The organism is Pseudomonas sp. Bout1, from assembly GCF_034314165.1.
Taxonomy (GTDB): domain Bacteria; phylum Pseudomonadota; class Gammaproteobacteria; order Pseudomonadales; family Pseudomonadaceae; genus Aquipseudomonas.
This window is the reverse complement of record NZ_JAVIWK010000001.1, coordinates 862,243-882,888: the sequence shown is the minus strand read 5'-3', so window position 1 is coordinate 882,888 and position 20,646 is coordinate 862,243. Positions and strand designations below refer to the sequence as shown.

Here is a 20,646-nt window from a genome sequence, read left to right as displayed (position 1 = left end):
CTTTTAGTGGACACACTAAAGCTGTAGCTTACAGAAAAAGGCTTTTTTGGTCCACCGCTAATGAGCCTTAAAGGCAGGGGAATGCGACAGGACGTCGCCTAGCGGGTAAAAACGGGGCCTTAGGATAATCCTGAGACCCCGTTTTAGCTACTTCTTAATGCAGGTCCAGCACGTCGCGCATGTCGTACAGGGCTGGCGCACGGCCATCCAGCCACAGCGCCGCACGTACGGCACCCTTGGCGAACGTCATGCGGCTCGACGCCTTGTGAGTAATCTCAAGACGCTCGCCTTCGGTTGCGAACAGCACCGTGTGGTCGCCCACCACGTCGCCACCGCGCACGGTGGCAAAACCGATGGTGTCGTGAGCACGAGCGCCGGTGTGACCTTCGCGACCATACACCGCCACCTTCGACAGGTCCCGCCCAAGGGCGTCGGCAATCGCCTCACCCATGCGCAACGCCGTACCGGACGGCGCATCGATCTTGTGCCGGTGATGAGTCTCGATGATCTCGATGTCAGCCTCATCGCCCATCACCCGCGCCGCCATGTCGAGCAGCTTCAGCGACAGATTGACACCGACACTGAAGTTGGCCGCGAACACTATAGGAATATCCTTGCCCGCCTCCACCAGCAGTTGCTTTTGCTCGGCACTCAGGCCGGTGGTACCAATGACCATGGCTTTGCCCGCCTTGCGGCAGAACGCCAGGTTTTTCAGCATCACGTCTGGCAGGGTGAAATCGATCAGTACGTCGAACTCATCGGAGACCTGCTCCAGGTTGCCGGACAACGAAACGCCAATGCGCCCCAGGGACGCCAATTCACCCGCATCCGCACCAATCAAGGTGCTGCCGGGACGCACAATCGCCGCCGTCAGCCCGGAGGCCGGCGAGCGCGCCTGTACAGCCTCGACCAGGGTTTTGCCCATGCGCCCGGCAGCGCCCATCACCGCGATACGTCGCATACTCACTTCCTTACAGGTCGCCGAAGAAGCGCTTCACGCCTTCGAACCAGCCGGTGGTTTTTGGTGAATGCGTGTCATCGCCAGCCAGCGAACTGCGGAATTCTTCCAGCAGTTCACGCTGACGACGACCCAGGTTCACTGGCGTTTCTACCGCCACACGGCACATCAAGTCGCCGGCACCGCCACCGCGCACCGGCGCAACGCCTTTGCCACGGATACGGAACTGCTTGCCGGTTTGCGTACCTTCGGGAATCTTCAGCTTGACCCGACCGTCCAGCGTCGGAATCTCAAGCTCGCCACCCAGGGCCGCATCCACAAAGCTGATCGGCACTTCACAGAACAGATGCTTGCCGTCGCGCTGGAAGATCGAGTGCTCGCGCACATTGATCACCACGTACAGGTCGCCCGTCGGGCCGCCCTGCGTGCCCGCCTCGCCTTCGCCCGACAGACGAATGCGGTCGCCGGTATCAACACCCGCCGGCACTTTCACCGAGAGGGTCTTGTACTCTTCGACACGCCCTTCGCCGTGGCACGAGTCGCATGGGTCGGAAATGATCTTGCCCTGGCCATGACAACGCGGGCAGGTTTGCTGCACCGAGAAGAAGCCTTGCTGCATCCGCACCTGGCCGATACCGCCGCACGTCGGGCACGTGATCGGCGAAGAGCCTTTCTTGGCGCCCGAACCGTCGCACGGCTTGCAGTTGACCAGCGTCGGAACACGGATATTGACGCTGGTGCCGCGCACTGCTTCTTCCAGGTTCAGCTCCAGGGTGTAACGCAGGTCGCTGCCACGCTGGGCACCGCCACGCTGGCCACCGCGGCCGCCGCCAAAGAAGTCGCTGAACACGTCGCCGAAAATATCGGAGAAGTTCTGGCCGCCGAAACCGGCACCGCCGCCACCCATGCTCGGGTCGACACCGGCATGGCCGTACTGATCGTAAGCTGCACGCTTGTTTGGATCACACAGGCATTCGTAGGCCTCATTGGCCTCTTTGAACAGGTCTTCGGATTCTTTGTTATCCGGATTACGGTCCGGGTGGTGCTTCATCGCCAGGCGACGGTAAGCCTTTTTCAGGTCCGCCTCGCTGGAGCCGCGCTCCACACCCAACACTTCGTAATAGTCACGCTTTGCCATAAGTCTTTGCACTCTTAAGGACGTCCGGCAAAACCCTCCTGAGCCTTGCCAAACTCGTTGAGCCCCAATACAGGCCCGGACCCAACTCACGTCAATTCAACGATCCTGGTCGTTACTGCTTTCAGCCGGCAACCGGCCAAAAACGCGGTGATTGTCGTCCGGAAAGCAGGAGCATTCCCGATCACACCGCCAGCATCCGAGCGTTGTCGCATGCTGTAAAAATTCGCGTACCCCAGACACGCCAACGCGGGAGCAAGCTCCCGCGCGGCGACATCCTACCAGTCACCGCTTGTGAGCGGTCAACCGGGCGACCAAGTTACTTCTGGTCTTTTACTTCTTCGAACTCGGCATCGACAACATCGTCGTGCTTGGCTTCAGGTTCTGCCTGGTGCGCAGCACCGTCAGCCGGCTGGCCTTGTTCGGCGTACATTTTCTGAGCGACTGGCGCCGAGACTTTCGACAGCTCTTCAACCTTGGCTTCGATAGCGGCCTTGTCGTCGCCTTTAACAGCGGCTTCCAGGGCAACTACGGCTGCTTCAATTGCAGTTTTCTCTTCGCCAGTCACTTTATCGCCAGCGTCAGCGACCATTTTACGCGTCGAGTGAACCAGTGCATCACCCTGGTTACGGGCAGCGGCCAGCTCTTCGAACTTGCGGTCTTCGTCAGCGTTGGCTTCAGCATCACGGATCATCTGCTGGATTTCTTCCTCGGACAGACCCGAGTTAGCCTTGATCACGATCGACTGAGTCTTGCCGGTGGCCTTGTCTTTGGCGCCCACGTGCAGAATGCCGTTAGCGTCGATGTCGAAGGTCACTTCAATTTGTGGCACGCCACGTGGTGCTGGTGGAATCTCGGCCAGGTCGAACTTGCCCAGGGACTTGTTCTGACCGGCTTGCTTACGCTCACCTTGCAGCACGTGAATGGTCACAGCGCCCTGGTTGTCGTCGGCAGTCGAGAACACTTGCGATTTCTTGGTAGGAATCGTGGTGTTTTTCTCGATCAGCGCAGTCATCACGCCGCCCATGGTTTCGATACCCAGGGTCAGCGGGCTTACGTCCAGCAGCAGAACGTCTTTGACGTCGCCGGCCAATACCGCGCCCTGGATGGCAGCACCCATGGCAACCGCTTCGTCCGGGTTCACATCTTTACGTGCTTCTTTACCGAAGAACTCGGTCACCAGCTTCTGAACCAGTGGCATACGGGTCTGACCGCCGACCAGGATCACGTCGTTGATCGCGCCAACGTCGATACCCGAGTCTTTCAGCGCAATGCGGCAAGGCTCGATGGTGCGTTGAACCAGGTCTTCTACCAGCGATTCCAGCTTGGCGCGCGAGATCTTCACGTTCAAGTGCTTAGGACCGGTGGCGTCTGCAGTGATGTACGGCAGGTTCACGTCGGTCGAATTGCTCGAAGACAGTTCGATCTTGGCTTTCTCAGCGGCTTCTTTCAGGCGCTGCATGGCCAGCGGGTCACCCTTGAGGTTCATGCCGCTTTCTTTCTTGAATTCGTCGACGAGGTAGTCGATCAGACGAATGTCAAAGTCTTCACCGCCCAGGAACGTGTCACCGTTGGTGGCCAACACTTCGAACTGGTGCTCGCCATCGACTTCAGCGATTTCGATCACGGAAACGTCGAAGGTACCGCCACCCAGGTCGTAAACGATCACGGTGTGGTCGCCCTTGGCCTTGTCCATACCGTAGGCCAGAGCGGCTGCGGTAGGTTCGTTGATGATACGTTTTACGTCCAGGCCAGCAATACGGCCGGCGTCTTTGGTCGCCTGACGCTGGCTGTCGTTGAAGTAGGCCGGAACGGTGATCACCGCTTCAGTCACCGCTTCACCGAGGTAGTCTTCGGCGGTTTTCTTCATCTTTTTCAAGATTTCAGCCGAGATTTGTGGCGGCGACATTTTCTGGCCGTTCACTTCAACCCAGGCGTCACCGTTGTCAGCCTTGGCGATTTTGTATGGGACCATCTTGATGTCTTTCTGTACGACTTCTTCGTCGAACTTACGACCGATCAAACGCTTCACCGCGTACAGGGTGTTATGCGGATTGGTCACAGCTTGACGCTTGGCGGACTGGCCCACCAGGATTTCGCCGTCGTTGGCATATGCCACGATGGACGGGGTGGTACGTGCGCCTTCGGCGTTTTCAATAACTTTGGATACGCCGTTTTCCAGCACGGAGACGCAGGAGTTGGTAGTCCCCAGGTCGATACCGATAATTTTGCCCATGATTTACTCTCCCGAAACTTAGATTTTGTTGCCGCAGCAGTGGTGGCTGACTGCGGCAGTACTTAAACGCTTGACTTATAGATGGGGCCGTTACGACTTATTTCAAGCCTGCTCATCAATAGAAGGTGCAACCGGTGCAGGAGCCTTGCTCACCACAACCATTGCCGGGCGCAGCAAGCGACCGTTGAGCTGGTAGCCCTTCTGGAACACCTTCAACACGCTGTTTGGCTCAAGATCAGCGTTTTCCTGCATCGCCATTGCCTGATGATGCTCGGCATTGAACGGCTCACCGCCTTGCGGATCGATGGCTTCCAACTGATAACGCTTCAGGGTGTCCTGGAACATTTTCAGGGTCAGTTCGATCCCTTCGCGCATTGGGCGGATGTTTTCGTCGTCCGGGTTGGACAGCTCAAGGCCGCGCTCCAGGCTGTCGATGATCGGCAACAGATCACCGGCAAATTTTTCCAGGGCGAACTTGTGAGCTTTTTCTACATCCTGCTCGGCGCGGCGGCGGACGTTCTGCAGGTCGGCGGCAACACGCAACGATTGATCCTGCGCGCCTGCCAACTGCTCTTCGAGCACTTGCACACGCGCGGCCAGGTCTTCACCTGCTGCCTGGTTGGCGTCTGGATTTTGCGTATCCTGCGTCTGTTCGTCAGCCATAGATTTCTCCTTTCAAAATCATGCGCGAACTCGACTCGCGCTTCTGTTCCGGTATATGGGGCCACAATTTTCAGGTTCAAGGGTTGAGGCGTTACCAAAAGTCTTTCACTTGCCTTGGATCAATTCCGCCCCGTCATTCCCTGTCGCACTTAAAAACACAGCCATTCAAGCAAATCGGACTAAGCATCAGGATTGTCACCCCCAAACAAAACACTGTATAAATAACCAGACCTAAAGCCTGGGAGCGGCCGTCATGCTGGTGCACCTGTCCGTACATAACTACGCCATCGTTGAACACCTGGACCTTGAACTGGATCGCGGGATGAGCGTAATCACAGGCGAAACCGGCGCCGGCAAGTCGATCATGCTCGACGCCCTGGGCCTGACCCTGGGTGACCGCGCCGACAGCGGCGTAGTTCGCCCGGGCGCCGACAAGGCCGACATCCTCGCCACTTTTGACCTGGCCGACATCCCGGAAGCCGAGGCCTGGCTTGCCGAGCGCGACCTTAACAATGAAGGCCCGTGCATCCTGCGTCGGGTGATCACCGCCGAAGGGCGCTCCCGCGGCTATATCAACGGCACGCCCTGCCCCCTCGCTGATTTGAAAGCCCTTGGCGAGTTGCTGATCGATATCCACAGCCAGCATGAACACCAGTCCCTGCTGAAAACCGATACCCACCGCCGGCTCCTCGACGAATACGCCGGCGCCACCGACCTGGCGCGCCAGGTGCAATTGGCTGCGCAGCGCTGGCGCCAAACCCGCCAGGAACTGGAGCGTCTCTCCAACTCCGGCGATGAACAGCGTGCGCGCCACCAATTGCTCAGTTATCAACTGGAAGAACTGGAAAGCCTGGGGCTCGGCGAAACGGAACTGGAGCAACTGGAACAGGAACACAAGAACCTGACCAACGCCGAAACCCTACTGGGGATCTGCCGGCAAGTGGTGGAGCAGTGCAGCGAAAGTGATTCCGGCAATGTGCTCAATGCCCTGACTGCCAGCCTCAACCGCCTGTCCAGTGTGAATAGCGCTTCAGGCTCGTTGAATGAAGCAACGACGCTGCTGACCAGTGCGCAAATTCAGGTGGAAGAAGCCGTCGGCGAGCTGAACCGTTTCCTTGATCACTTCGACGCAGACCCTGCACGCCTGCAGGATATAGAAGAGCGACTGGACACCATCTACACCCTGGCGCGCAAACACCGGATCCAGCCGACCGAAGTCGCAACCCTGCAGCAAAAGCTGCTGGATGAAATTGAAACCCTGAACGCCAACGACGAATCCATCGAGCGGCTGGGTGAAGAGCTGGCGTCCTTTGCTCGTCATTATCACGAGAAAGCCCGAGAACTCAGCGACCTGCGCCATCAGGCAGCGACCGGCCTGGCCAGCGCGGTAGAGCAGGAAATCCAGCGCCTGGGCATGCCCGGCGGGCGCTTCACCATCGAGCTGCACACCAACACCAGCAATGAGCTGCTGCCCAACGGCCTTGAACAGGTAGAACTGCTGGTCAGCGCGAACCCGGGGCAGCCACTCAAGGCACTGGCAAAGGTAGCGTCCGGTGGCGAGCTGTCGCGGATCAGCCTGGCGATTCAGGTGATCACCGCCCAGACCTCTCGCGTGCCAACACTGGTATTCGATGAAGTGGACGTAGGGATCGGCGGCCCGACTGCCGAGATCGTGGGCCAGTTGCTACGCCGGCTGGGCGATCGCGGCCAGGTACTGACCGTCACCCACTTGCCACAAGTAGCCGCCCAAGGGCATCAGCACTTGTTCGTGCACAAGGTGCGAGGCAGCGATGCGACCCATACGGCCGTGTCCAAGCTGAACAAGACCGAACGGGTAGAAGAAGTGGCGCGGATGCTCGGCGGCATCGACTTGACCAAGGAGTCCTTGGCTCACGCGAAGAAAATGGTGGTAACCGCGAAGGTCTGAAGCCTGGCTTACTGAGTATTTTCTTTCTATAGAAAGCACGAAGGCGACCCTAGGGTCGCCTTCGATCGTTTCGCAGAGCGAATCTGCGTAGCTTTCTTACTTTTTCTTACGTATGTAGAGAACCAGATTGTGGTCCACCAAATCGAATCCATGCTGCTCAGCGATCATATGCTGGAGCTTCTCGATTTCCGGACTGGTGAACTCGATAACCTCATTGGTATCCAGGTCAACCATGTGGTCGTGATGACCGCCGTCAGCCAGTTCGAAGACTGCATGACCGCCGTCGAAATTATGACGAACCACCAGTCCTGCTGCTTCAAACTGGGTCAGTACACGGTAAACCGTGGCCAGGCCGACGTCCTCGTTAGACTCCATCAGTGCCTTGTATACATCCTCGGCACTCATGTGGCGCTGCTCAGCAGAATCGAGCATTTGTAGAATCTTGACTCGTGGCAGAGTCACTTTAAGACCGGCTTTGCGTAGTTCGCTATTTTCAACCATGGTTAGCTTTCTCGCGGATGCTGCTTCGCAGCTTCTCTTAATACGGGTATGATCGGCGTTTACGTTGTCCCAGCCAAGATAGTGGAAGTCGCCCACCGATGCAAAACACCAAGCTCTTGCTAACCAGTTTCACCTTTGTGGGACTGCTCGCACTCGCCGGTTGTTCATTCCCCGGGGTTTACAAAATCGACATCCAGCAGGGCAATGTCGTCACGCAGGACATGATAGACCAGTTACGCCCGGGAATGACCCGACGGCAAGTACGGTTTATCATGGGTAATCCCCTGCTGACCGACACATTCCATGCCGATCGCTGGGATTATCTCTATAGCATCCAGCCTGGTGGCGGTGAACGCCAGCAGGAGCGGGTCAGTGTCATCTTTAATGGCAATGACCAGCTCACCAGCCTCTCTGGGGACTTCAAGCCGGGCGTAAGCCGCGATGAAGCCCTGCTGGGCAAGGACAACGGCACCACCGCCCCTGCGCCCGCGCAGAACGAGGAAAAGCCCAAGTCCGAGGTACCGGCCAAGCCTGGCTCCTTGCTGGACGAGATCCAGAAAGGCGTCGACGGCGTGCAAACCGTTCCGGTGCCGACTCCAGAACCCCTGGACGCCAGCCCGCAATAAATGCGCAACGCTCGATAAAAAGCCCGGCATGCCGGGCTTTTTGTTGCCTGCCATTTCGCAAACTATGAATTCTGCTGTTTTGCCTTCGCAGCCTTGGCCGCACGCAAGCGCCGTATCTCCATCGGGTCTGCCAGCAATGGCCGATAAATCTCGATTCGGTCTCCGGCTTGCACGCACCGAACATCCGCGTCCGCTACTACCTTACCGAAAATCCCCAACGGGCAGCTCTGCAGATTCAGTTGAGCAAATTGCGCGGCCATTCCAGAAGCCAGCACCGCCGCCCTGAGGCTCGAGCCCGGCGCTACCGCCAGGCTCATCAATGCCTGGCGATCCACCGCGGCGTATACCACCTCTATTTCAACCCATGGTTCAGCCATGAATTTGCTTCGCGCGCTGGCAAAACGCGTCCACCAAGGTATTGGCCGCTTGATTGAACAGTGGGCCCAAGGTGGCACGCACGATAGGGCCGGCGTAATCGAACGACAGGTCCAGGCTGATTTTACAGGCCTTCTCGTTCAACGCCTTGAACACCCACACACCGTGCAGCTGAGTGAACGGGCCTTCTTCGAGGTTCATCTCGATGGACTGCCCGGGCACCAGTATGTTGCGCGTGACAAAGTGCTGGCTCAAGCCGCCCTTCGCTACCCCCACGCTGGCGAGCATATGCTCGTCACTGCTCTCCAGCACCTCGGCAGTCGAACACCAAGGCAGGAACTCCGGGTAACGCGCCACGTCGTTGACCAGGTCATAGAGCGCCTGTGCCGGGTAAGGCAGCAGGGCCGAACGTTGAATATGCGTCGTCATGTGAGCGTTATTTCCACAGCTGAACGGCAAACATCGCGAAAGGACAACAGGATTCGCGAAAGAAAAAAATCAAAAACCAGCCTGCATTGTCCGGGATTCACTCAACACGCTCAAGCACGCAGGTTGACCGTAGCCGACGCGCTCGCAACTCCCTATAATGCCGCCCCTATGGCTAAACAAAAGAAACACCCAACAGGGACCATCGCGCAAAACAAAAAGGCGCGACACGATTACTTCATCGAACATCGGTTCGAGGCTGGTCTGGTCCTGGCCGGCTGGGAAGTAAAAAGTCTGCGCGCCAGCAAGCTGCAACTGGTCGACAGTTATGTGCTGCTCAAAGACGGTGAGGCCTGGCTGCTCGGCAGTCATATCACGCCGCTGATGACCGCCAGCACCCACGTGATCGCCGACCCGGTGCGCACGCGCAAGCTGTTGCTCAATGCCCGCGAACTGGAAAAGCTCCAGGCCGCCGTGCAGCAGAAGGGCTACGCCTGTATCTGCCTGTCATGGTACTGGAGCAAGCACCTGGTCAAGTGCGAGATCGCACTGGGCAAGGGCAAGAAGGAATACGACAAGCGTGACACCGAGCGCGAACGTGATTCCAACCGGGAATTGCAGCGTGCCGTACGCAACAAGGGCAAGGAAGACTGACCTTCTTGTGAGTTATTGTGGCCGAGGGAGCCTGCTGCCTCAGCCACAATAATTGCTACATCCCTTTGCGCCGCTCCGCCCGGGCCATGCGCTGAACCTCCTGACGCACCTCCTCCAGCACTTCCTGCACATACAGCAGGTGGCGTGTTGCAACTTCCCGTGCCTGCTCGGCGCGTCCCTCGATAATCGCCAGGTACAGGTCACGGTGCTGATTGATCAGCATGTCCCGTGTCTCGGTGCGCTGCTGGTACATGCCGCCAATGTTGGTCACCACGTTGCGCTTGAGCAGGTCGAACAAGCCGCGAATGGTGTGCAGCAATACCGCGTTATGGCTGGCCTCGGCGATAGCCAGGTGAAACCTCGCATCCGCCGCGCCCTCTTCCACACGGCTCACTTCGTCTGGTCGCGTGTAGCAATCCTGTAGTTCTTCGAACGCGGCGGTAAGCCGTTCGCGGTCCACCTCAGTGGCGCGCAACGCTGCGTAATATGCGCAAGAGGCTTCCAGCGTCTGACGAAACTCCAGAAGATCGCGCTGAGCCTCGGGGTTATTTTCCAGCAGGTGCAGCAGTGGATCGCTGAAGGTTGAACCCAGCGACTCCACCACATAATTGCCACCACCCTGGCGGCTGACCAGCAGGCCTTTGGCCGCCAGTTTTTGGATCGCCTCACGCAACGAAGGGCGCGACACCCCGAATTGCTCGGCCAGTGCGCGCTCGGCCGGCAAGCGCTCGCCCGACTTCAGCGTGCCCTCAAGGATCATGCCCTCAAGCTGCTCGACGATATCGTCAGACAAACGGCGCTGACGCACCTGATCAAACCCCATAACTCACTCTCCACCATCCCGACCACTCGCCGGGGCCCCTATTCTGGCCTATCGCCGCGCATCCGGCACCTATCAGAACCCTCTCGTTTCAGCCAATCAGCACCCGCTCACCATGAACTACGACCAAAGATTCACAAGCGGCAAATTGACACATCCCCCTGAAGGCTTTTAACCTAGCCAACGGTGACTGTAAATTGGTATTACCAATTTACCAAATCACTCAAGCAGTGCCTGACCAACAACAATTAGGGGCCACCCCATATGCAAACCTGGCAACAGCTCTACAGCCCGCTCGGCAGCCTCGGCCTGTCCGCACTGGCCGCCGTTATTCCCATCGTATTTTTCTTCCTGGCCCTGGCCGTGTTCCGCCTCAAAGGTCACGTTGCCGGCAGCATCACCTTGGCGCTGTCGATCCTGGTGGCGATCTTTGCCTTCCAAATGCCGGTGGACATGGCACTCGCCGCCGCCGGTTATGGCTTTGCCTACGGCCTGTGGCCAATCGCCTGGATCATCGTCGCCGCTGTATTCTTGTACAAACTGACGGTCAAGAGCGGCCAGTTCGAAATCATCCGCAGCTCGGTGCTGTCGATTACCGACGACCAGCGCCTGCAAGTGCTGCTGATCGGCTTCTGCTTCGGCGCCTTTCTTGAAGGCGCAGCCGGTTTCGGTGCTCCCGTGGCGATTACCGCCGCACTGCTGGTCGGCCTGGGCTTCAACCCGCTGTACGCCGCCGGCCTGTGCCTGATTGCCAACACCGCCCCCGTCGCCTTTGGCGCACTGGGGATTCCGATCATCGTAGCCGGGCAAGTAACCGGCATCGACGCGTTCAAGATCGGTGCCATGGCGGGCCGCCAGCTACCACTGCTGTCGTTGTTCGTACCGTTCTGGCTGGTGTTCATGATGGACGGCCTGCGCGGCGTCAAGGAAACCTGGCCAGCCGCACTGGTTGCGGGCCTGAGCTTTGCCGTTACGCAATTCTTCACCTCAAACTTCATCGGCCCGGAACTGCCAGACATCACCTCGGCTCTGGCCAGCCTGATTTCCCTGACTCTGTTCCTCAAAGTCTGGCAGCCCAAGCGCAGCGCCGGTGCGCAAATCGCTGGCGCAACGTCCGGCACCGCCATCACCGCCAGCGCCGGTGGTTTTGGCCTGCCGCGCAACACCCTGGCGTCGCCTTACAGCCTGGGGGAAATTTTCAAGGCCTGGTCGCCGTTCCTGATCCTGACCGTGCTGGTCACCCTCTGGACCCTCAAGCCGTTCAAGGCGATGTTTGCTGCGGGTGGCGCGATGTACAGCTCGGTATTCAACTTCGCGATTCCGCACCTGGACCAATTGGTGATCAAGGTTGCACCCATCGTTGCCACCCCTACGGCGATCCCGGCGGTATTCAAGCTTGACCCGATTTCCGCCACCGGCACGGCGATTTTCTTCTCTGCCCTGGTGTCGATGGTGGTGCTGAAGATTGATTTCAAAACTGGTCTGACCACCCTGAAAGAAACCTTCTATGAACTGCGCTGGCCGATCCTGTCCATCGGCATGGTGCTGGCCTTTGCTTTCGTCACCAACTACTCCGGCATGTCATCAACCATGGCCCTGGTGTTGGCGGCTACCGGCGCGGCGTTCCCGTTCTTCTCGCCATTCCTTGGCTGGCTCGGGGTATTCCTGACGGGTTCCGACACCTCGTCCAACGCACTGTTCAGCTCACTGCAAGCCACCACCGCGCACCAGATCGGCGTCAACGACACCTTGCTGGTGGCCGCGAATACCAGCGGCGGCGTAACCGGCAAGATGATCTCGCCGCAGTCGATCGCCGTGGCGTGCGCCGCAACCGGCCTGGTGGGCAAAGAATCCGACCTGTTTCGCTTTACCCTCAAGCACAGCCTGTTCTTCGCGACGATTGTCGGGTTGATCACCTTGGCACAGGCCTACTGGTTCACCGGCATGCTGGTGCACTGATACCTGCGTGTAATAGGGTAAGAATCGACGCCGGGCCGTTATTCCGGCGTCAGCTATTTCTGGAGGACCGATGAGCCTGCCTGCTGCCTTTTTGAGCGACGCCGCACAACTGATCCCGAAGGATCGCCGTTTCGACGATCCACTTTCCACCCTTGCCTTCGGCACCGATGCCAGTTTTTACCGACTGATCCCACAACTGGTGATCCGCGTCGAGTCGGAAGATGAAGTGGTGGCGCTGCTGCAACTGGCCCAGCGCGATCGCGTGCCCGTAACCTTTCGTGCGGCAGGCACCAGCCTTTCCGGGCAGGCCATCAGCGACTCGGTACTGATCGTGCTCGGGGACAATTGGAACGGGCGCGAGATTCGCGGCCAGGGCACACAAATCCGCCTGCAACCGGGCGTGATCGGTGCCCAGGCAAACGCCTGGCTGGCGCCATTCGGGCGCAAGATCGGCCCGGACCCGGCGTCTATCAACGCCTGCAAAATTGGCGGCATAGTCGCCAACAATGCCAGCGGCATGTGCTGCGGCACGGCACAGAATACCTATCACACCCTGGCGGGAATCCGCTTGGTGCTGGCTGATGGCAGCCGCCTGGACACAGAAGACCCGGTCAGCGTTTCGGCCTTTCGCCAACACCACGCCAACCTGCTCGAACGCCTGTCGACACTGGGACGCGAAACGCGGGCCAATGCCGAACTGGCTGCAAAAATCCGCCATAAATACCGTCTGAAAAATACCACCGGCTTGTCACTCAACGCCTTGGTGGATTTCGACGAGCCACTGGATATCCTCAGCCACCTGCTGGTGGGCTCCGAGGGCACCTTGGGCTTTATCAGCGCTGTGACCTACGACACGGTGATCGATCACCCGAACAAAGCCTCGGCGCTGATCGTGTTCCCTGATGTGGAAACCTGCTGCAACGCCGTGACCGTCCTCAAGACACAGCCCGTTTCGGCGGTAGAACTGCTGGACCGTCGCAGCATGCGCTCAGTGCAGGACAAGCCCGGCATGCCGGCTTTCGTACAGCAGTTGTCGGAAAATGCCTGCGCGCTGCTGATCGAATCCCGCGCCGCTTCGCCATCGCTGCTGCATGAGCAACTGGCGCTGATCATGGCCTCCCTGGCCAACTTCCCGGTGGAGAAACAAGTCGACTTCACCGAAGACCCGGTAGAAAACGCCCGCCTTTGGGCGATCCGTAAAGACACCTTTCCGGCCGTGGGCGCTGTGCGTAAAACCGGTACCACCGTGATCATCGAAGACGTGACCTTCCCAGTTGAACAACTGGCCATCGGGGTTAATCGCCTGATCGGGTTGTTCGACAAACATCACTACGACGAAGCGATCCTTTTCGGACACGCCCTGGAAGGCAACCTGCACTTTGTCTTCACACAAGGCTTCAACAGCGCGCAAGAAGTCGCACGCTACCAGGCGTTCATGGACGACGTGGCCCAGTTGGTGGCCGTTGAGTTTGGCGGTTCGTTGAAGGCCGAGCACGGCACCGGCCGCAACATGGCTCCCTTCGTCGAATTGGAATGGGGCAGCGATGCCTACCAGTTGATGTGGCAGCTCAAGCGCCTGCTCGACCCCAACGGCATTCTCAACCCGGACGTGGTACTCAGCGAAGACCCGCAAATCCACCTCAAGCACCTCAAACCCCTGCCCGCCGCGGACGAGCTTGTGGATAAGTGCATCGAGTGCGGCTTCTGCGAACCGGTGTGCCCGTCAAAAGGGCTGACCCTGAGCCCGCGCCAACGCATTGTGATCTGGCGCGATATCCAGGCTAAAAAGCGCGCCGGTATCGACACCACCGAACTGGAAGCGGCCTATCAGTACCAAGGCATCGACACCTGCGCGGCAACCGGGCTTTGCGCGCAACGTTGCCCGGTAGGCATCAATACCGGCGACTTGGTGAAAAAGCTGCGAAGCCGCGACGCCGACCGTACGAAAACAGCCGAATGGCTGTCGACGCATTTCGCGACTGCCTTGCAAGGTGCGCGCTTCACGCTGCACGTGGCCAACGGTGCGCGCATGCTACTGGGCGCTCCGCGACTGGCGAAGCTCTCGGCCACAGTGACCCGGTTGTCCAAGGGGCAAATCCCTCTGTGGAGCAACGCCATGCCACAACCGGAAAAGGCCATTCGCTTCAGCCCCGCCGTGAGCGATGCACGACCAAGGGTGGTGTACCTCGCCGCCTGCGTATCACGAGCAATGGGGCCGGCAGCCGGCGACACCGAGCAGATGTCGCTGTACGACAAAACCCGTGGCCTGCTGGAAAAAGCCGGTTACCAGGTAGTCTTCCCCGACAATCAAGACAACCTCTGTTGCGGTCAGCCTTTCGCGTCCAAAGGCTACGCTGAACAAGCCGAACACAAACGCCAGGAACTGATCGGCGCCCTGCTCCACGCCAGCCGTGGCGGCCTCGACCCGATCTACTGCGACACCAGCCCGTGCACCCTACGCCTGGTCCAGGACCTGGCCGAAACCCGCCTCGACCTCTACGACCCGGTACGTTTTATCCGCACCCACCTCATGGACCGCCTCGACTTCACCCCCCAGGAAGCTCCGATCGCCGTGCACGTCACCTGCAGCACCCAACACCTGGGAGAAAGCCAGGCGCTGATCGACCTGGCCAGGCGTTGCAGCAAGACCGTGGTGATCCCCGAAGGCATTCACTGCTGCGGGTTTGCCGGCGACAAGGGCTTCACCACGCCAGAGCTGAATGCGCACTCACTGCGCAGCCTCAAAGACGCGGTGCAATATTGCAGCGAAGGCATCTCCACCAGCCGTACGTGTGAGATTGGTCTGACGCAACACGGTGGAATTGATTACCACGGGCTGGTGTACCTGGTGGACAGAGTGACACAAGCGCGCGTCCATTAAAGCCGCCCTCTTTGAGTGCAAAACCTAATGATTTCGGGCTTTTTCGACTAATCCACCGACAAAACAGAACCCCTGCGCGCCGGCGTAGTCATCTGCATAGGCCTCGACACACGAGGCTCATCAGTGACCTCGCTGGCTGCACGGAAAACCGGCAGCATCGAGCCCTATTTGCACAAGGAGATACCCATGAAGCGTTCCGCTCTTGCTGGTTTGTTCATTACCGCTGCGATGCTGGCGTCCCCCGTGTTTGCTGCCGGAACAAAAGACGATCTGTGCCAAATCAACCTGGACAAAATCAACAACGGGAAAGCGTTGCTCGCCACTGATACCAGTGGCAAGTCCGGCGAAATCGACACCGCCGTTTCCCAAGCCAAAGCAGCCCACGCTGCTGGCGATGACAAGAAATGCATCGAGATCACCTCCAAAGCCCTGCAAGACCTGCAAGACTCGGACAAAGGCGGCAACCAGTAACTCGCCGCCGCCCAAGGCCAACCTTCGGGTTGGCCTTCTGTGAGCGATTGGCGTACACTGCACAGGCTTGTCACTCACTAAGAAACAACGAGTTACAAGCACGGGGCCGTTTAGGATTCGACGCCGGTCGCGAAACTTTAGGTGCATGCCGAGTTGGTAACAGAACTCGTAAATCCACTGTTGCAACTACTTATAGTTGCCAATGACGAAACCTACGGCCAGGAATTCTCTCTCGCTGCGTAAGCAGCTTTAGATCCTGAGCTTCTGGTACCTTCGGGTCCAGCAATCACCAGGGGATGTCTGTAAACCCAAAGTGATTGTCATATAGAACAGAATCGCCGTGCAGTACGTTGTGGACGAATCGGCTAAAACTTACACAACTCGCCCAAAGCACCCTGCCCTTCGGGTCGCTGAGGGTTAACTTAATAGAAACGGCTACGCATGTAGTACCGACAGCGGAGTACTGGCGGACGGGGGTTCAAATCCCCCCGGCTCCACCACTTCATCATCTAAAGACGTCCACGGACGTCTTTTTTTGTGCCTGAAATCCAGCAAAATCAAGGGTTTAAGCGCTATTCGGATCCGTAGAGGTTTTCTGAGTTCCAGCCGTTTGGGTATTCCAAATGGTATTCCAAGCCATCCGGTGCTATTTTTTGGAATACCAAAACGGTGTCAGAGGTAGCTCTCATGCCAGCTCCAGCCCTCCGCCTCTCCGACCGCCAGCTCAAGGCAGTCAAGGCAAAAGAAAAGGATTACGTCCTCAGCGATGGTGACGGCCTCCAGCTCCGAGTCAGGAGCAACGGCTCGATGCTGTGGAACTTCAACTACCGCGAGCCGGTAACCAAAAATCGTATCAATATGGGGCTGGGCACGTACCCAGAGCTCTCACTAGCGAACGCCAGGAAAAAAGTGGTGGAGGCGCGCGAGCTGCTTGCACAAGGCATTGATCCCAAGGTGCAACGCAATGCACAGGACGAAGCCAAACGAGCGGAGACGGAACATACGTTCGAGAACGTGGCCACCGCCTGGTTCGAGCTGAAGAAGGACTCCGTCACGCCGGCGTACGCCGAAGACATTTGGCGATCGCTCACGCTGCACGTATTTCCAGACCTGAAAACAACGCCACTCTCGAAAATCACCGCACCGATGGTCATAGAACTGCTTCGCCCGATTGAGGCCAAAGGCAGTCTCGAGACAGTGAAGCGACTGAGCCAACGGCTCAACGAGATCATGACTTACGGGGTGAACTCCGGGCTGATTTTCGCTAACCCTCTCAGTGGCATTCGAGCGGTATTCAAGAAGCCCAAGAAAGAGAACATGGCCGCGCTACGACCCGAAGAGCTTTCCGAGCTCATGGTGGAAATCGCGAACGCCAGCATCAAACGGATCACCCGCTGCCTGATCGAATGGCAACTGCACACCATGACCCGTCCTGCCGAAGCGGCGACCACCCGATGGGCAGATATCGACTTCGACAAACGCATCTGGACCATCCCTCCGGAGCGCATGAAAAAGCGTCGTCCGCACACCATCCCGCTGACTGAACAGGCGCTCGGGCTGCTGGAAACACTCAAGCCCCATAGCGGCAACAGGGAGTACGTGTTTCCCGCGGATAGAAACCCGCGCACCCACGCCAATAGCCAGACCGCCAACATGGCGTTGAAACGCATGGGCTTCCAGGACCGCTTGGTGAGCCACGGCATGCGCTCCATGGCCAGCACCATCCTGAACGAGCATGGCTGGGATCCGGAGCTCATCGAAGTTGCGCTGGCGCATGTCGACAAGGATGAAGTCCGTAGTGCCTACAACCGGGCGGACTACATCGAACGCCGGCGTCCGATGATGGCCTGGTGGAGTGAGCATATCCAGAAGGCGGCCACCGGCAGCCTGTCGGCATCTGCGATCAATCAAACCAGGGAGCACAACGTCGTGCCGATACGGTGAGCGCTCACCGGACGCCGCCGGTAACCGAAAATAACTTCCCAGATAGAGTGATGGTTGATTTGGCGACAGCGGCGACACCGGCGACAACCCGCGTAATACCTGGCCTGCAGCATGGCGACAGAAGTGGCGACTGTCGCCGCTGCAAGCCTCGCTCTTGGGGCCTTTTCGACTAAGCCCACGCGAGCGGGAAGGCTCCGCATTCCCACTCGTATGGGCTCTGCGTAATTGCATCTCACTTGACCACCCAATTGCATTGCCACTGACCAGTCGTTTGCATCCGACTTGACCAGTCATTTGCATTCGCGCTGACCAGCCGTTTGCAGTTGATGGGTGTCAGCGGGTGCCACTCAGCGCGAGTGCGTCAGCCAAGCACTGAAGGACTGCAACCGGCCCAGAGTGTGTAAAAACGCGCTCTCAAACCCTTGCTATGATTTCTGAGGATTTTATCGCAAGGATCGCCTATGAAGCGCTTTATCCAAGGTGAACATCGAGGCCAAAGTACCTTCCTTCCCGAGACCCTCGACGATTACTGGGGATTCCATGACCATCCGGACAGTCATTCCACAAACATCCGGACACTGATTCCACGTTGATCCGGACACTCATTCCACGAGCATCCGGACACCGATTCCACGGCCATCCGGACACTTTCAGGCAGGCAGTGACGCAGGAATACTCACTACCATCGACCTCTTTTATCGAAGCGAAGAGGTCGTCGTGGAGCGTTTATCCATGCGTAAAATCCGAGAGGTACTACGCCTAAAGTTCGACGCCGGCCTGTCCGTGCGCAAGATCGCCAAAAGTTTATCCATTGGTCATTCGAGTGCGGGAGACTACCTTTGCCGGTTCGCTGCCAGTGGGCTTCAGTGGCCCATCGATCTCTCTGATGCCGAGCTGAATCGACGTCTGTTCCGCCGGCAGTACCCGCGCCAAGCGACCAACGTCCAACGCCGGACTGGGCTCATGTCCACGCCGAGTTACGCCGCCCCGGCGTCACCTTGGCCCTGCTCTGGCAAGAGTATCGACTCACCCACCCGCAAGGCTTCCAGTACAGCTGGTTCTGCGAGCACTACCGACTCTGGGCTGCCAAGGTCGACGTGGTCATGCGCCAGGAACATCGCGCAGGCGAAAAGCTGTTCGTCGCCTACGCCGGCCAAACCGTGCCGGTCATCGACCGGCAGACCGGCGAAATCCGCCAGACGCAGATCTTCGTCGCCGTCCTCGGCGCGTCCAGCTACACCTTCGCCGAGGCCACCTGGTCGCAGAAACTGCCCGACTGGCTGGGCTCACACGTGCGCTGCTTCGCCTTTCTCGGCGGTACATCGCAGATCCTGATACCGGATAATCTGCGCAGCGGCGTCACCAAAGCGCATCGTTATGAGCCCGACATCAACCCCAGCTACCGCGACCTGGCCGAGCATTACAGCGTGGCCGTGCTGCCTGCCAGATCCCGCAAGCCTCGGGACAAAGCCAAGGTCGAAGTCGGCGTGCAAGTGGTCGAGCGCTGGATCCTGGCGGTGCTACGCAACCGCCAGTTTTTCTCGCTGGGAGAACTCAACACGGCCATCGGACTGCTGCTGGATCGGCTCAATCAGAAGCCCTTCAAAAAGCTGCCCGGCTCACGCCGCTCAGCCTTCGAGACCATCGACCGGCCGGCGCTGCAAGCGCTGCCGGAGCATCCTTACGTCTACGCAGAGTGGAAAAAGGTGCGAGTGCACATCGACTACCACGTCGAGGTCGACGGCCATTACTACTCGGTGCCGTACCAGCTGGTGAAGCACCAACTCGAAGTGCGGCTGACCGCGCAAACGGTGGAGTGCTTCCACGCCAGCCAGCGCGTGGCCAGCCATCTACGCTCGCCACACAAAGGCCGCCATACCACCCAAACCGATCATATGCCCAAGAGCCACCGCGAACACGCCGAGTGGACGCCCCAGCGGCTGATCCACTGGGCCGAGCAAACCGGGTCGAACACCGCGGGCGTCATCGCCCACATCCTCGAGCGCCGAATCCATCCGCAGCACGGCTTCCGCGCCTGCCTGGGCATCCTGCGCCTGGGCAAACAGCACGGCGAAGAGCGGCTGGAAGCCGCTTGCCAGCGTGCGCTGGCACTGGGCGCGTGCAGTTACAAAAGCCTCGAATCGATCCTGCGCCAAGGGTTGGAACGCCTGCCGCTGGCCCAGCAAAACCTGCCGTTACTGCCCGACGAACACATTAACTTGCGCGGCCCCGGCTACTACCACTGACCTGAAAAAGGAGCACGAACATGCTGCCCAATCCGACACTCGACAAGCTGCAAACCCTGCGCCTGCACGGCATGATCAAGGCGCTTGGCGAACAACATGCAACACCGGACATCAACGATCTGAGCTTCGACGAACGCCTCGGCCTGATGGTCGATCGCGAGCTGACCGAGCGCGAAGACGCACGCCTGACTACTCGTCTCAAAGCCGCGCGACTGCGCCACAATGCGTGCCTGGAAGACATCGACTACCGCAGCCCGCGAGGCCTGGACAAGTCGCTGATCCTGCAACTGGGCAGCGGCCAATGGCTGCGCGACGGCCTGAATCTGATCATCGGCGGTCCGACTGGCGTAGGCAAAACCTGGCTCGCCTGTGCGCTGGCTCATAAAGCTTGCCGCGACGGTTACAGCGTGCGCTATCTGCGCCTGCCGCGCTTGATGGAAGAGCTGGGCCTGGCCCACGGCGACGGCCGCTTCGCGAAACTGATGGCGGGTTACGCCAAGACTGACCTGCTCATCCTGGACGACTGGGGCCTGGCGCCGTTTACCGCTCAACAACGGCGCGACATGCTGGAACTGCTGGACGACCGCTACGGGTATCGCTCGACGCTGGTGACCAGCCAGATGCCGGTGGACAAATGGCATGCGCTAATCGGCGATCCGACCTTGGGCGATGCGATCCTCGACCGGCTGGTGCACAACGCTTACCGCATCGAACTCAAGGGCGAATCGATGCGCAGGCGCGCGACGAAATTGACGGCACCAGGGACTTCAGACTAACAATGCAAACCTGCGTCGCTGCGCTCCGACTGCCTGTCCGGATGAGCG

Annotated in this window: 16 protein-coding genes, 1 other RNA gene and 2 pseudogenes; 11 read left to right on the top strand and 8 right to left on the bottom strand. The window is 58.9% G+C overall.

The features are described 5' to 3' along the window. Positions 1 to 154 precede the first annotated feature (154 nt). The 4 genes from dapB to grpE form a co-directional block, all read right to left on the bottom strand. Entirely contained in the window at positions 155 to 961 is an 807-nt protein-coding gene (dapB, locus tag RGV33_RS03850) for a 4-hydroxy-tetrahydrodipicolinate reductase (protein WP_322143161.1), read from the bottom strand. Between the two features lie 10 nt (positions 962 to 971). Then, a complete protein-coding gene (gene dnaJ / locus RGV33_RS03845; protein ID WP_010174305.1) occupies positions 972 to 2,096 on the bottom strand; it encodes a molecular chaperone DnaJ in 1,125 nt (374 codons plus the stop codon). Positions 2,097 to 2,412: 316 nt separating this feature from the next. After that, positions 2,413 to 4,329 (bottom strand): molecular chaperone DnaK, encoded by a 1,917-nt coding sequence (dnaK, locus tag RGV33_RS03840; protein ID WP_322143160.1) that lies wholly within the window; start codon positions 4,327 to 4,329, stop codon positions 2,413 to 2,415. Between the two features lie 102 nt (positions 4,330 to 4,431). Further along, on the bottom strand, positions 4,432 to 4,992 hold the full coding sequence (gene grpE, locus RGV33_RS03835; RefSeq protein ID WP_003212224.1) for a nucleotide exchange factor GrpE: 561 nt from the start codon (positions 4,990 to 4,992) through the stop codon (positions 4,432 to 4,434). 253 nt (positions 4,993 to 5,245) lie between these two features. On the opposite strand from grpE, the gene recN reads away from it, so the two are divergent. After that, positions 5,246 to 6,919, top strand: a complete 1,674-nt coding sequence (gene recN / locus RGV33_RS03830) for a DNA repair protein RecN (RefSeq protein WP_322143159.1) — start codon at positions 5,246 to 5,248, stop codon at positions 6,917 to 6,919. A 96-nt stretch (positions 6,920 to 7,015) separates the two neighbouring features. On the opposite strand, the gene fur is transcribed toward recN, so the two are convergent. Next, complete coding sequence (gene fur, locus RGV33_RS03825) at positions 7,016 to 7,420, bottom strand: ferric iron uptake transcriptional regulator (RefSeq protein WP_003212228.1); 405 nt, start codon at positions 7,418 to 7,420, stop codon at positions 7,016 to 7,018. Positions 7,421 to 7,518: 98 nt separating this feature from the next. On the opposite strand from fur, the gene RGV33_RS03820 reads away from it, so the two are divergent. Further along, positions 7,519 to 8,046: an outer membrane protein assembly factor BamE gene (locus RGV33_RS03820; RefSeq protein ID WP_167665363.1), complete on the top strand. Its 528-nt coding sequence runs from the start codon at positions 7,519 to 7,521 to the stop codon at positions 8,044 to 8,046. Between the two features lie 62 nt (positions 8,047 to 8,108). On the opposite strand, the gene RGV33_RS03815 is transcribed toward RGV33_RS03820, so the two are convergent. Together RGV33_RS03815 and RGV33_RS03810 are read right to left on the bottom strand one after the other, a co-directional pair. Beyond that, entirely contained in the window at positions 8,109 to 8,423 is a 315-nt protein-coding gene (locus RGV33_RS03815; protein ID WP_322143158.1) for an RnfH family protein, read from the bottom strand. Then, a complete protein-coding gene (locus tag RGV33_RS03810) occupies positions 8,416 to 8,850 on the bottom strand; it encodes a type II toxin-antitoxin system RatA family toxin (protein ID WP_322143157.1) in 435 nt (144 codons plus the stop codon). The genes RGV33_RS03815 and RGV33_RS03810 overlap by 8 nt, the downstream gene beginning before the upstream one ends. Before the next feature lie 168 nt (positions 8,851 to 9,018). Between RGV33_RS03810 and smpB the strand changes: the two genes are divergently transcribed. Next, positions 9,019 to 9,501, top strand: coding sequence for an SsrA-binding protein SmpB (smpB, locus tag RGV33_RS03805; RefSeq protein ID WP_076013764.1), 483 nt, complete (start codon positions 9,019 to 9,021; stop codon positions 9,499 to 9,501). A 55-nt stretch (positions 9,502 to 9,556) separates the two neighbouring features. Here the strand turns inward: smpB and RGV33_RS03800 are convergent, their stop codons facing one another. Then, positions 9,557 to 10,324: an FCD domain-containing protein gene (locus tag RGV33_RS03800; protein WP_322143156.1), complete on the bottom strand. Its 768-nt coding sequence runs from the start codon at positions 10,322 to 10,324 to the stop codon at positions 9,557 to 9,559. Between the two features lie 261 nt (positions 10,325 to 10,585). Here RGV33_RS03800 and RGV33_RS03795 point away from each other — a divergent pair, with 261 nt between their 5' ends. The 8 genes and pseudogenes from RGV33_RS03795 to istB all read left to right on the top strand — a co-directional run bounded on the left by RGV33_RS03795 (position 10,586) and on the right by istB (position 20,598). Further along, on the top strand, positions 10,586 to 12,280 hold the full coding sequence (locus RGV33_RS03795; protein ID WP_322143155.1) for a lactate permease LctP family transporter: 1,695 nt from the start codon (positions 10,586 to 10,588) through the stop codon (positions 12,278 to 12,280). Between the two features lie 70 nt (positions 12,281 to 12,350). Next, a complete protein-coding gene (locus tag RGV33_RS03790) occupies positions 12,351 to 15,161 on the top strand; it encodes an FAD-binding and (Fe-S)-binding domain-containing protein (RefSeq protein WP_322143154.1) in 2,811 nt (936 codons plus the stop codon). Positions 15,162 to 15,347: 186 nt separating this feature from the next. After that, on the top strand, positions 15,348 to 15,632 hold the full coding sequence (locus RGV33_RS03785; RefSeq protein WP_322148610.1) for a hypothetical protein: 285 nt from the start codon (positions 15,348 to 15,350) through the stop codon (positions 15,630 to 15,632). 102 nt (positions 15,633 to 15,734) lie between these two features. Then, positions 15,735 to 16,132: a transfer-messenger RNA gene (ssrA, locus tag RGV33_RS03780) on the top strand. A 187-nt stretch (positions 16,133 to 16,319) separates the two neighbouring features. Beyond that, entirely contained in the window at positions 16,320 to 17,576 is a 1,257-nt protein-coding gene (locus RGV33_RS03775) for an integrase domain-containing protein (protein WP_138761937.1), read from the top strand. Positions 17,577 to 18,037: 461 nt separating this feature from the next. Next, positions 18,038 to 18,106: pseudogene (locus tag RGV33_RS34160) on the top strand (hypothetical protein); the annotation flags it as partial. Positions 18,107 to 18,308: 202 nt separating this feature from the next. After that, positions 18,309 to 19,822, top strand: a pseudogene (gene istA / locus RGV33_RS03770) (IS21 family transposase). A gap of 20 nt (positions 19,823 to 19,842) precedes the next feature. Beyond that, positions 19,843 to 20,598 carry an IS21-like element ISPsy14 family helper ATPase IstB gene (istB, locus tag RGV33_RS03765; RefSeq protein WP_138761936.1) on the top strand — a complete coding sequence of 252 codons (756 nt, stop codon included), beginning with the start codon at positions 19,843 to 19,845 and terminating at the stop codon, positions 20,596 to 20,598. The last annotated feature ends 48 nt before the right edge of the window (positions 20,599 to 20,646 follow it).